The following is a 12,438-nucleotide window of genomic DNA, read 5'->3' as shown; positions in this document are numbered from 1 at the left end:
CTCAGGGCAGGTCGGCGTTGGGCTCGGGGATGCGCTCGTCGCGCGGGCCCACCATGCCCAGCCGGGCTTTCAGCGACTGGGGCTGGCCGGTGATCAACGCCGCGTAGGCGGTGGTGTTGGCGAGCACCTTTTTGACGTAGTCGCGGGTCTCGTGGAACGGGATGTTCTCGGCCCAGATCGCGGCGTCCAGCACCGGCCCGTTGCGCCAGTTGCGTGGGCGGCCCGGCCCCGCGTTGTAGGCGGCCGCGGCCATCGGCATCGAGCCCCCAAAGTCGTCCAGCGCGAGCTTGAGGTAGGCCGTGCCAATCGCGATGTTGGTGTCGCGATCGGACAGTTGGTCGGGCGTGAAGCTGGTCAGGCCGATCTTCTTGGCGGTCCAGCGCGCGGTGGCCGGCATCACCTGCATCAGGCCCGACGCCCCCACGCCGGAGCGGGCGTCCATGATGAAGCGGCTTTCCTGGCGGATCAGGCCATAGACATAGGCCGGGTCGAGCCCGATGTCGCGGCTGCGGCGCAGCACCTGGTCACGGAAGGGCATGGGGTAGCGCTGCTCGTAGTCGGCGATGCTGCGGGTGCGTTCGCTGGTGTTGATGCAGCGGTCCCAGACCTCGCGCTGGCACGCGAAGTCGGCGGCGGCCAGCAATTCGCGGTCCCCCATGCCCCCGGGGCTGTGCAGGTTGGTGGTGTAGTTCCATTCGCGGTTGCCTTCTGCGCGCAGGCCCAGGGCGATCGCGTAGAGGGCGCGGTTCAGGCCCGCGTTCTGGCGCGCGGCGTCTTTTTCTTCGGCCGACAGGGGCACCGGGCGCGGCGGCAAGGTGATGCGCTGGCCCAGTTCTTCGAGCGCGAGTTGCTCATAGAAGCCGCGCGGGCCGGCCATCGACTGCAGTGGCTGCAAGGCCTCCTGGCGGGCCTCCTCCGTGCGGGCCAGGGCCAGTTGGGCCCGCGCCCGCCAGTAGACCCAGGTCGGGTCCCGGCTGGCCTCGTCGCTCATCGCGCGCAGCGCGCTCAGCGCCTGGCGCCATTGGCCGGCCCGCATCGCGGCCCGGACCTTCCAGCCCAGCAGGTCGTCGTTGAGGTCGCTGTCGCGGTTGACCTTGGCCAGCACGCGCATCGCGTCGCTGTCGAGCTTCATGGCCAGTTGCTTGCCGATCACGCCCAGCACCCAGTGCTGCTCCTCGGGCAGCAACTGCACGCCCCAGCGGGTGTCGAGCAGGTTGGCCGCGGCGTCGGGGTCGGTCTGAGCGATCTTGATCAGGGCCAGCACCACCAGCTCCTGGCGCACCCGGCTGGGCGCGGCCACCCGCTTGGCGAGGAACTTCACGGGGCTGTCGTTGAGCTGGGCCAGCTCAGCCATGGCATCGGGCGCCACCAGCTCGACGGCGTTGCGCGCGGCGCGCGGGCGGTTGGCTTCGGTGGCGAGGCGGGCCTTGCGCCACACATCGGTGGCGCTGAGGCGCTTGGTGGCGTAGAGGCGACCCGCGGCCTGGGTGCAGCCGTCGTCGGCTTCGCGCAGGCTGTACCAGAGGCGGCGCACCTCGTCGGCCACCTGGGGCGAGGCCGTGCCCTTGAGGTAGTCGACCAGCAGGCCGTAGCACTTGACCTCGCGGTCATCGCCCATGCGGTAGAACGGGTACTGGGCCGCAAACCCGGCCCAGTCGCGGCGCTGACCCAGCAGCAGCAACCAGTCGTTGCGCAGGCGGTCTTCCTGGTAGGTGCCCACATAGCGGGCCAGAAACGCCTCGACGTCCTCGCTGCTGGCCTCGCCGAGCCGGGCGCGCAGCTCCCAGTAGGCGGCCCAGGGTTCGAGCGCATGGCCCCGGGCCTGGGGCAGCAGTTGGGTGAGCTTTTTGCGGTCGCCTTTGCGGAAGGCCTGGCTCATGTCGAGCAACACATCGTCGCCCCGGTTCTGGGCGCTGGCCAGGCCCGAAAAAGAGCCCATGACCACGCAGGTCAGAACCGATGTCAAAATCTTCTGTAGATACATGAGGGAATTATGGACAAGTTAGCGGTTCGCAAGGCACTCATCGAGCAACGCCTGAACATGCCCGACCGGCTGGAACGCGCAGAACTGCTGCAGCGGGTGATGCGCATCTGGTTGGTGGGGCGTCCCGACGCCGTCATTGGCGCCTATTGGCCCATCAAGGGTGAATTTGACCCCCTGCCCGCACTGCACCGCTGGAAGGAAGACGGCGAGCTGCAAGGCGAGCCGCAGCCGCGCCGCATCGGCCTGCCCGTGGTCGACAAGGTGCACAAGACGCTGACCTTCCACGCCTGGTACCCGGGCTGCCCCATGGAAGAGGACGCCTACGGCATCCCCAAGCCCAAGGACACCGAGCTGATCGTGCCCACCCTGCTGTTTGTGCCCTGCGTGGGCTACGGCCCGGGCGGCTACCGGCTGGGCTATGGCGGTGGCTTCTACGACCGCACCCTGGCCGCCCTCGAACCGCGTCCGGTGACGGTGGGGCTGGGCTACACGCAGGGCTTCCTGCCCGACTTCGAGCCCGAGGCCCACGACCTGCCGCTGGACGCGATCCTCAACGACAACGGCGTGGTCTGGCCGGTGGGCTGAGCGAGCCCACCGCCCCGGCCAACCAAGCGGCCGGCCGCCGCGCGCTGGCCTCACGGCCCCCCGCAGGCGGCGGCTCGGCTCGCCTCAGAACAGCGGCGCTGGCAGGGTCGCATAGCCGTCGGGCAGGTCCTCGTGGAAGGCATGCCCGGGCTGGCCCGACTGCTTGACGTGGTACATGGCACGGTCGGCGGCGCGTTGCAACTCGATCAGGTTGCGCCCGTCCAGCGGAAAGCGCGCCACCCCCAGGCTGGCCTGAACCCGCAACAGCTGCCCCTTCCAGGGCACCGGGTGCTGCAAGGCCTGCAACAGGCGCTCGGCCAGCACGCTCAGGCGCGGGCGCTCGTGCACCTCGGCCAGCAAAATGACGAACTCATCGCCGCCCAGGCGGGCCACCAGGTCGCTGGGGCGTAGCTGGGCCTGCAAGCGCTGCGCCACCGCCACCAGCACGGCATCCCCGGCCTCGTGGCCGTGTTGGTCGTTGATGGGCTTGAACTGGTCGAGGTCCAGCAGCATGAGCGCGTGCTGGCGTGACCCCACCAGCAGGCGCGATGCGGCCTGCCCCAGGCCGGCCCGGTTGGCCACCCCGGTCAGGCTGTCGGTTTCGGCGGCCTGCGCCAGTTGCTCGGCCCGGGCGTTGAGTTCGCGCTGGGCCCGGCGCATGACCCGGATGCGGGTGCCCAGCGCCAGCGAAAACACCACCAGCTCCGCCGCCACGCCCAGTTGCAGCACATTGAGGTGCAGCGGACTCCAGGGCAGCAGGCCGCGGTTGGACAGGATCAGCACAAACACCGCCACAAACAACAGCAGCAGGCCCGCGATGTACAGCCCGGCGGGCCGGAAGCCCCGGCGGAAACCGATCACCGCCCCGGTCAACGCGGCCACTGCACCGCACATGGCCCCCAACTCGGTGGCCAGCACCAGCCACCACAGGGGCCACAGCCCGGCCAACAGCACCGCCAGCGTGAGCCCGCCGACCAGGGCCAGCAAGAAACGGTCGATCCACGGGGCAAAGCGCGCCAAGTCCAGAAAACGCCGCGCAAACAAGGCGCCCCCGGTGATCCAGAACGCCGGCCCCAGCACATAGGCCCATTCGGCCAGGACCGGCTGGTCGGGCCAGAGGTAGCGGGCCACATGGCCGTTGAAGCTGGCGATCGAGAACAGCGCAAAGAAACAGTTGAGCAGGTAGTAGCCGTAGACCCGGTCTCGGAACAGCAGCATCAAGGCCAGGTTGTAAATCAGCATGCCGAGCAAGATGCCGTAGCTGAGGCCGTCGAACAGGCGCTTGGTCTGCACACCGGCCAGGTAGTCGCCGGTGTCCCAGGCGCTCAGGGCATACACCTGCCCGATGGTCGAGACCGCACGCAGGTAGACCGTGTACTCGCCCGGCGTGTGCAGGCGAAAGCGGAACACCATGCGTTCGGCCTGCAGCGGGCGCGTGCTGTAGGGGTAGGCGATGCCGGTGTGCACGGGCGCGGCCAGGGCCAGGCCGTGGGCGTCGAACGGCCCATGAAAGCTCAGTTCACGCGCGGCCACCGAGGGCACGGCCAGCAACCAGTCGCCATCGCCGCCCGGGTGGCGCAGCTGCACCTTGAACCAGTGGGCGCGCACGTCCATGGCGGTGCGCACGGGTTCGCTGGGGTAGGCCCAGCGCGGGGCGTGCGCGGCACCGCGCACATCGTCCACCGTCAGGGTGCCGGAGGCGTCGACCAAGTGGGCCACGGCCCCGGTCAAGGGCACGCCCTGGGCCCCGGTCTGCAAGGTCACCACGGGCACCGGTCGGGTTGCGGCGGCGGGCGTCGAGGGCGGGTTGGCCCGGTCCGGGGGCACGGCGGCCGCCAGCCCCAACCAGAGCAGCAGGATCAGCCCCAGCCCACCCCAACCGCCAGCCCGCAGCACACGCCGCGCCAAGGCCAGCCCGGTCCGGGCGCCCGGCCACGCCCAGCCCCCGGGGCGGACGCCCGCCAGGGTCCGCTGGCCACTGGGGGAAAGCCGCTCTTGCATGCCTCAAGTGTAAGAGAGTGCTACAAAGCCAAGCCGCTGCCCATGGCATCATGCACGCCTCACTGTCGCCGCCCAGGCTGGCTGGGTCGGGACTGGCGGGCCATTTTGTGGAGAACCCCATGCTCAAACTGGTGATTGGCAACAAGAACTACTCCTCCTGGTCGATGCGGCCCTGGGTGCTGCTGCGCCAGACCGGCATCGAGTTCGAAGAGGTCAAGGTGCGGTTTGACTCCTTTGCGCCGGACTCGGGCTTCAAGCGCGCGCTGGCCCGGCTCAAGGTGGCCGGCAAGGTGCCGGTGCTGCTGGACGGCGACCTCGCCATCTGGGACACGCTGTCGATCGCCGAGTACCTGGCCGAGGCCTTTCCCGAAAAAGCCCTGTGGCCCAGCGAGCGCAAGGCGCGGGCGCGCGCGCGCAGCCTGTGCGCCGAAATGCACTCGGGCTTCAGCGCCCTGCGCAGCCATTGCCCCATGAACATCGAGGCCCAGCTGCCCGACATCGGGGCGCTGGTCTGGCGCGACCAGGCCGCGGTGCGCCACGACGTGGCCCGCCTGAGCGAGCTGTGGACCGATGCGCTGAGCCAGCACGGCGGCCCGATGCTGTTTGGCGAGTTCAGCGTCGCCGACGCCTACTTTGCGCCGGTCTGCATGCGCCTGCACACCTACCGCCTGCCGCTGTCCGAGCCCGTGGCGGCCTATGTGGAGCGCGTGCGCGCCCTGCCTGGCGTGCAAGCCTGGATCCAGGACGCCCTGGCAGAGAACGACTTCCTCGACTTCGAAGAACCCTACCGCGTCCAACGCTGACGCTGGAGCCCGATCGGATGCAGATTTATTTGGTGGGTGGGGCCATCCGCGACGCCCTGCTGGGCTTGCCGGTACAGGACCGCGACTGGGTCGTGGTGGGGGCCACCCCCGAGGCCATGAGCGGCCACGGCTTCGTGCCGGTGGGCAAGGACTTTCCGGTCTTTCTCCACCCCGTCACCCACGAGGAGTACGCGCTGGCCCGCACCGAACGCAAAAGCGGTCATGGCTACAAGGGCTTCACGGTCCACGCTTCGCCCGAGGTGAGCCTCGAAGAAGACCTGGCGCGCCGCGACCTGACGGTCAATGCCATCGCCCAGGCGGTGCACCCGGCGCTGGCCAGCGGCCGCCTGTCCGACCCGCCCGCGGGCAGCGGGCAGCTGATCGACCCCTGGGGCGGTGAACGCGACCTGCGCCAGCGCGTGCTGCGCCATGTCACGCCGGCCTTCCGCGAGGACCCGGTGCGCATCCTACGCCTGGCCCGCTTTGCCGCGCGCCTGACCGACTTCACGGTGGCGCCGGAAACCCTGGCGCTGATGCGGGAGATGGTGGACGACGGCGAGGTCGACCACCTGGTGCCCGAACGCGTCTGGCAGGAACTGGCCCGCGGCCTGATGAGCGAACGGCCTTCGCGCATGTTCGAGGTGCTGCGCGCCTGTGGCGCCCTGCAGCGCCTGCTGCCCGAACTGGACCGCCTCTGGGGCGTGCCACAGCGTGCGGACTACCACCCCGAGATCGACACCGGCGTGCACGTCATGATGGTGCTGGACATGGCGGCCCGCCTGCAGGCCCCGCTCGCGGTGCGCTACGCCTGCCTGGGCCACGACCTGGGCAAGGGCAACACGCCGGCCGACGTGCTGCCACGCCACATCGGGCACGAGGAGCGCAGCGCCCGCCTGCTCAAAGCCGTCAGCGCCCGCCTGCGCGTGCCCATCGACTGCAAGGAACTGGCCGACGTGGTGGCACGCGAACACGGCAACCTGCACCGCAGCCTCGACTTTGGCGCCAGTGCGCTGATGCGCCTGCTGGAGCGCTGCGATGCGATCCGCAAGCCCGCGCGCTTTGAGGACATCTTGCAGGCCTGCGAATGCGATGCCCGGGGTCGGCTGGGCCTGTCGGAAGCAGCCTACCCGCAGGCCGCGAGGCTGCGCCAGGCCCTGGCCGCAGCGCTGTCGGTGGAGACCGCCAGCGTCGCCGCGCAGGCCGCCGCCCGGGGCCTGCAAGGCCCGGCCGTGGGCGCCGCGGTGCAACAGGCGCGCAGCCGGGCGGTCGCCCAGGCCCTGTCACTGCCGACCGACTGAGGCCGCCCCAAAAAAAACGGTCACTGGGCCGACTTGGCAAGCAGCGCAGTCCCGCCCGGCGGGGTGGCCTGAAAAAGGGGCCGATCAGCGGCCCTGACAGCGCGCCTCAGCGCCAGCCGCGGCCACCTCGCCAACCACCACCGTGGTAATAGCCCCCGCGGTAGCCCCCGCGTGAACCGGCCCAGTACCCCAGGCCCAGCCCCACCCCCAGCGTGACCGCCGGGTAATAGGATGGGGCCACGTAGTAAGGCTGCGGGTAGTACGCCGGCGCGTAGGTGGTGTAGGTGGTGGTCGGGTAGACGGTCTGCGTCACCACCGTGGTGGGTTCGGTGTAGATCGGCTGGGTGTAGGTGATCTGGCTGGTCTGGGTGCTTTGGCCGTAGTTGACCGGCGCACTGCCGACGCCCTGCACCACCGGGTTGACCTGCAGTTGCACGGTGGGCCCCGGGTCGTTGGCCATCATGGCGGTGTGCTGGCGGCCCCCGTATTCGTAGACCACGTTGTAACCAACCTGGCGGTTTTCATAGACGGTCTGGGTGCTGCATTGCGGCACCTGGGCCACCTGCGTGGCACCCGCGCCTTCGATGTGGTCGCCCAGGATGGCGCCGCCCATCAGACCGGCCGCCGTGGCCACCGCGCGCCCAGCGCCGCCGCCCAGCGCGTTGCCAATGGCCCCGCCCGCGACCGCCCCCACCAAGGCGCCGGCACCGGACTTGGGCGCCTGCACCACCATCGGGGTGGTACCGCAGCTTTGTTGCTGCACCGCCACGGGCTGGATCACGGGCGTGGAGGAGACCACGCGGCCCAGCTCCTGGGCCTGGACAGCACCGGTCGCTGCCAGCAGGCTGGCACTGAGGATGAGCAGTTTGTTCATGGAAAACCTCGGTCGGTTTGGACGCTGAGATGTCGATTTTGATGACAAAACCGGTCCACAGTTCAACCCCGTGCGTGTAAAGAACTTCAAGCGCCCGGTGGCTTCTGGGCGGCAGGTGCCGCCCCCTCGGTGGACAGCGGCAAGTCCCAACGGCCCGCCGCATTTTTGAGCAATTGTCCCACTGCCAGCAATTGGCGGTTGCGCACCGTGGTCAAGGTGTTCTCTGCCGTCAGGGCCGTGGCCTGGGCGCTGATCACATTCAGGTAGCTGACCGTGCCCGCTTTGTATTGGTTGCTGACGATCTCCAGCGCCCGCCGGGCCGCGGCCAAGGCCTCGGCCTGCACCTGGGCTTCCTGGGCCAGCGCATCGGCGGCGACCAAGTTGTCCTCGACTTCCTGGAACGCCGTCAGCACCACCTGGCGGTAGTTGGCGGAGGCCTGGTCCACCGCCAGCCAGGCCTGGCGGGTGGCCGCCTCGCGCCCGCCCGCATCGAACAAGGCCAGGGCCATGCTGGGGCCCAGCGACCAGAACCGGTGCGGCAGGCTGACCAGGTCGGACCACTGGTTGGCGCGGTAGCCCCCGCTGGCCGACAGGGTCAGCGATGGAAAGAACGCCGCCCGCGTCACGCCGACCTGGGCATTGGCCACCGCCACGCGGCGCTCGGCCGCCGCGATGTCGGGGCGGCGCTGCAGCAGGCTGGCGGGCAGCAAGCGGGGCGCGGGCGGGGCTTCGGGCAGGCGGGCGGTTTCGGCCAGGCGGAAGTTGGCCGGGGCCTGGCCCAGCAGCACCGCCAGCGCGTGTTCCAGCTGGGCCCGCTGCAGGCGCAATTCGATCGCCTGCGCCTGCGCGGACTTCAGCTGGGTCTGCGCCTGGGCCACGTCTGCTGCGCCCGCCACGCCCGCGGCGTAGCGGTTCTGGGTCAGCTGCAGCGACTGCTCGTAGGCCTGCACCGCGCGCGCCAGCGACTGGGCCTGGGTTTCGACGCTGCGCAATGAGAAGTAGGTCTGCGCCAGGGTCACCTGCAGCGACAGGCGGGCGGCCAGCAAGTCACTCCGGCTGGCCTGCGCCTGGGTCCGGGCGGCCTCGGTGGCGTTGGCCAGGCGCCCCCACAGGTCGGTGTCCCAGCTCGCGTTGGCGCCGAGCGAAAACACATTCACCGGGGTCGATGACCCGCTGGTGCCCGTGCTGTTGGTGGTGCCGCTGACGCTGCGCGACGCCCCCAGCGTGCCCGTGACCGTGGGGAACTGGGCGGCGCGGCTGATCGCCACCGCGGCCTCGGCCGAGCGGTACTGGGCCACCACCGCCTGCAGGCTCTGGTTGTTGACCACCACCTGGGCCTGCAGCTCGCTGAGCACCGGGTCCTTGAACTGGGTCCACCAGTCGTCGAGCACGTCGGGGCTTTGGGGCTGCGCAGCCTGCCAGGCCGACTCGCGGAAAGCGGCGGGGGTGGCCACCTCGGGCCGCTGGTACACCGGCGCCTGGGAACAGGCAGCCAGGCTGGCCAGCGCCACGGCGGCCAGGGCCCGCCCGGCGACACGCCCCCGGGGGGCCGGCGCGGCCCCCCGCAACACGCCGACCCGGCCCGACACGAGCAACCGGGCCCCAGGGCTCAGCAACGACAACAAAGACTCAGCTTTCATGGAACAGCTCTTTCAAGCGAGGGGGCCGGCAGGGCCCCATGCGCCTCGGTGGGACGGGCACGACGACGGCGCCAGCGCTGGCGCAGTCGGTCCATGCAGACAAACACCACCGGGGTGGTGTACAGGGTCAGCAGCTGACTGAACAGCAGGCCCCCCACAATCGCGATGCCCAGCGGGCGGCGCAGTTCGGCGCCATCGCCGGCCCCCAAGGCCAGGGGCACGGCTCCAAAGATGGCGGCCACCGTGGTCATCAGGATCGGGCGCACGCGCAGTTGGCAGGCCCGGTAAATGGCCTGCGCGGCGCTCAGCTGCAAGCCCTTGAGCTCGGCCTCGCGCTGCCGCGTGATGGCGAAGTCCAGCATCATGATGGCGTTCTTCTTGACGATGCCAATCAGCAAGATCACCCCGATCAAGGCAATGATCGAGAACTCGGTGCCCGTCAACATCAGCGCCAGCAAGGCCCCCACCCCCGCCGACGGCAGGGTCGACAGGATGGTGATGGGGTGGATCAGGTTCTCGTACAGGATGCCCAGCACCAGGTAGATGGTGATCAGCGCGGCCAGGATCAGCCAGGGCTGGCTCTCCATCGACTGCTGGAATGCGCCCGCCGTGCCGCCAAAGCGGCCCCGCACACTGACCGGCACGCCCAGCGCGCCGACCGCTTCCTCGATCGCTGCGGTGGCCTGGGACAGCGACACCCCGGGCGCCAGCGCGAAGCTGATCGTGGTGTCGGGCGCGCCGGCCTCGTGTGTGACCGACAGCGGCGTGTTGGTCAGCTCCACGCGGGCAAAGGCCGACAACGGCACCTGGGCGCCGGTGCTGGAAGTGAAGCGCAACTGCCGCAGCGACTCGGGCGACTGCTGGTACTCGGGCGCCAGCGCCATCACCACCCGGTACTGGTTGAGCGGGTTGTAGATCACGCCCACCTGGCGCTGGCCAAAGGCGTCGTTCAGCGTGGTGTCGATGTTGGCCATGCTCAGGCCCAGGCGGGTGGCGGCATCGCGGTCGATCACCAGCGAGTTCTGCAAGCCCTTCTCCTGCATGTCCGAATTCACGTCGAGCAACTCGGGCAGCGCCATGACCGCGCGGCGGATGCGGGGCTCCCAGGTGCGCAGGTCCTCCAGCGTGTCGGCCAACAGGGTGTATTCGTACTGCGAATTGGACGGGCGCGCGCCAATGCGGATGTCCTGCACTGGGTTGAGGAACAGGTTGGCGCCGGGCTCGCTGGCCAGCTTGCCGCGCAGGCGGTTGATGACCTGGTCGGCACTGACACCGCGCTCCGCCAGGGGCTTGAGCGAGACAAACATCGACGCCGTGTTGCGCTGCCCGCCCCCCGTGAAACCGCTGACCGAGGCCACCGCCGGGTCGGCCCGCACGATGGTCATGAAGCGGTCCAGCCGGCGCTGCATGGCCTGGAAAGACGTGGCCTGGTCGGCCCGGATGTTGCCCACGATGCGCCCGGTGTCCTGCTGCGGGAAGAAGCCCTTGGGCACCTCGCGGTACAGGTAGACATTGAGGCCAATCACCCCGGCCAGCAACAACAGGGTGATGGGCTGCCAGCGCAGGGCCAGCGCCAGCGTGCGCCGGTACAGGCGCTGCAGCGCGCGCCGAAAGCGCAGCCCCCAGCGCGCCCAGCGCCCCGGGTGGGTGGCAGGCGCCTGAGGCTTGAGCAGCACCGCGCACATCATTGGGGTGGTGCTCAGCGAGATCACCATCGACACCAGGATGGCGACCGACAGCACCACCGCGAACTCACGGAACAAACGCCCCACCACGCCCCCCATGAGCAGCACGGGGATGAACACGGCGATCAGCGACAGGCTGATCGACAGCACCGTGAAGCCAATCTCGCGCGAGCCGTCCAGGGCCGCCTGCAGGGCGGACTTGCCGCGCTCCATGTGGCGCGAGATGTTCTCCAGCACCACGATGGCATCGTCCACCACAAAGCCCGTGGCCACCGTCAGCGCCATCAGCGACAGGTTGTCGAGGCTGTAGCCGCACAGGTACATGACGCCAAAGGTGCCGGCCAGCGAGGCGGGCACGGCCACGCTGGGGATCAGCGCCGAGCGGAAATGGCGCAGGAACACAAACACCACCAGGATCACCAAACCGATCGAGATGGCCAGCGAGCGCTCGACCTCGCGCAGCGAGGCGCGGATGGTCGGGGTGCGGTCGACCACCACATCGAGGTCGATGGCGCTGGGGATCGAGGCGCGCAGTTGCGGCAGCAGGCGACGCACTTCGTCCACGGTCTCGATGATGTTGGCGCCGGGTTGCTTGAACAAAATCAGCAGGATGGAGGGCTTGCCGTTGGCCGCGCCGTAATTGCGCACGTCCTGCACCGAGTCAATGACCTCGCCCACGTCGCGCAGGCGGATCGCGTTGCCGTTGGCATAGCGCAGCACCAGGGGGGCGTATTCGGCCGCGGTGAAAGCCTGGTCGTTGGCGCCGATCTGCCAGCTGCGCTGGCTGTCCTCGAGCGAGCCTTTGGGGCGGTTTGCGTTGGTGGCCACCAGGGCCGCGCGCACACTGTCGATGGCGATGCCGCTGGCGGCCAGCCGGTTGGGGTCCAGCTCGACCCGCACCGCCGGCAAGGCGCCACCGCCAACCACCACCTGCCCCACGCCGTTGACCTGCGCGAGGCGCTGGGCCAGCACGGTGGAGGCGGCGTCGTACATCTGGCCACGCGCGAGCACGTCCGAGGTCAGCGCCAGGATCATGATGGGCGCATCGGCCGGGTTGACTTTGCGGTAGGTGGGGTTGCTGGGCAGCCCCGTGGGCAACAGGGCCCGCGAAGCGTTGATGGCCGCCTGCACGTCGCGCGCGGCGCCGTTGATGTCGCGGTCCAGCTCGAACTGCAAGGTGACGCGGGTGTTGCCCAGCGACGATGACGAGGTGATTTCCGACACCCCGGCGATGCTGCCCAGGGCGCGCTCCAGCGGCGTGGCCACCGTGGTGGCCATGGTTTCGGGGCTGGCACCGGGCAGGCTGGCCGAGACCGAGATGGTCGGAAAGTCGACCTGGGGCAGCGGGGCGACGGGCAGCAGGAAGAACGCAATGATGCCGGCCAGCACGATGCCCATGGTGATCAGGCTGGTCGCGATGGGGCGGCGGATGAAGGGCTCGGAGAAGTTCATGGGGTGAGCCTCTCAGGGGTGCGGTGGGCCTGGCCAGCGAAAGGGGCGGCCTGTCCGATCTGGGCTGTTTTGCTGTTGCTGTTGCTGTTGCTGTTGCTGTTGCTGTTGCTGTTGCT

The 12,438-nt window shown here is 69.6% G+C and carries 8 protein-coding genes; 3 read left to right on the top strand and 5 right to left on the bottom strand.

Features of this window, described 5'->3' with window-relative positions:
* Nucleotide 1: 1 nt before the first annotated feature.
* On the bottom strand, nt 2-1,984 hold the full coding sequence (locus tag PSQ40_RS10385) for a lytic transglycosylase domain-containing protein (protein WP_273951338.1): 1,983 nt from the start codon (nt 1,982-1,984) through the stop codon (nt 2-4).
* Nucleotides 1,985-1,993: 9 nt separating this feature from the next.
* Here PSQ40_RS10385 and PSQ40_RS10380 point away from each other — a divergent pair, with 9 nt between their 5' ends.
* On the top strand, nt 1,994-2,569 hold the full coding sequence (locus tag PSQ40_RS10380; protein ID WP_273951337.1) for a 5-formyltetrahydrofolate cyclo-ligase: 576 nt from the start codon (nt 1,994-1,996) through the stop codon (nt 2,567-2,569).
* 84 nt (nt 2,570-2,653) lie between these two features.
* Here PSQ40_RS10380 and PSQ40_RS10375 read toward each other — a convergent pair whose 3' ends face one another.
* Nucleotides 2,654-4,570 carry a diguanylate cyclase domain-containing protein gene (locus PSQ40_RS10375; protein WP_273951336.1) on the bottom strand — a complete coding sequence of 639 codons (1,917 nt, stop codon included), beginning with the start codon at nt 4,568-4,570 and terminating at the stop codon, nt 2,654-2,656.
* Between the two features lie 119 nt (nt 4,571-4,689).
* Between PSQ40_RS10375 and PSQ40_RS10370 the strand changes: the two genes are divergently transcribed.
* Complete coding sequence (locus tag PSQ40_RS10370; RefSeq protein WP_273951335.1) at nt 4,690-5,373, top strand: glutathione S-transferase family protein; 684 nt, start codon at nt 4,690-4,692, stop codon at nt 5,371-5,373.
* 17 nt (nt 5,374-5,390) lie between these two features.
* Nucleotides 5,391-6,671 (top strand): multifunctional CCA addition/repair protein, encoded by a 1,281-nt coding sequence (locus PSQ40_RS10365; protein ID WP_273951334.1) that lies wholly within the window; start codon nt 5,391-5,393, stop codon nt 6,669-6,671.
* A 106-nt stretch (nt 6,672-6,777) separates the two neighbouring features.
* Here the strand turns inward: PSQ40_RS10365 and PSQ40_RS10360 are convergent, their stop codons facing one another.
* The 3 genes from PSQ40_RS10360 to PSQ40_RS10350 form a co-directional block, all read right to left on the bottom strand.
* Entirely contained in the window at nt 6,778-7,545 is a 768-nt protein-coding gene (locus PSQ40_RS10360; RefSeq protein WP_273951333.1) for a glycine zipper 2TM domain-containing protein, read from the bottom strand.
* Between the two features lie 86 nt (nt 7,546-7,631).
* Nucleotides 7,632-9,185, bottom strand: a complete 1,554-nt coding sequence (locus PSQ40_RS10355; RefSeq protein WP_273951332.1) for an efflux transporter outer membrane subunit — start codon at nt 9,183-9,185, stop codon at nt 7,632-7,634.
* A complete protein-coding gene (locus tag PSQ40_RS10350) occupies nt 9,182-12,322 on the bottom strand; it encodes a multidrug efflux RND transporter permease subunit (protein WP_273951331.1) in 3,141 nt (1,046 codons plus the stop codon). The genes PSQ40_RS10355 and PSQ40_RS10350 overlap by 4 nt, the downstream gene beginning before the upstream one ends.
* Nucleotides 12,323-12,438 lie beyond the last annotated feature (116 nt).

The sequence above is a fragment of the Curvibacter cyanobacteriorum genome (assembly GCF_028649475.1).
GTDB classification, from domain to species: Bacteria; Pseudomonadota; Gammaproteobacteria; order Burkholderiales; family Burkholderiaceae_C; genus Curvibacter; species Curvibacter cyanobacteriorum.
This window is presented reverse-complemented; position numbering and strand designations above follow the sequence as displayed.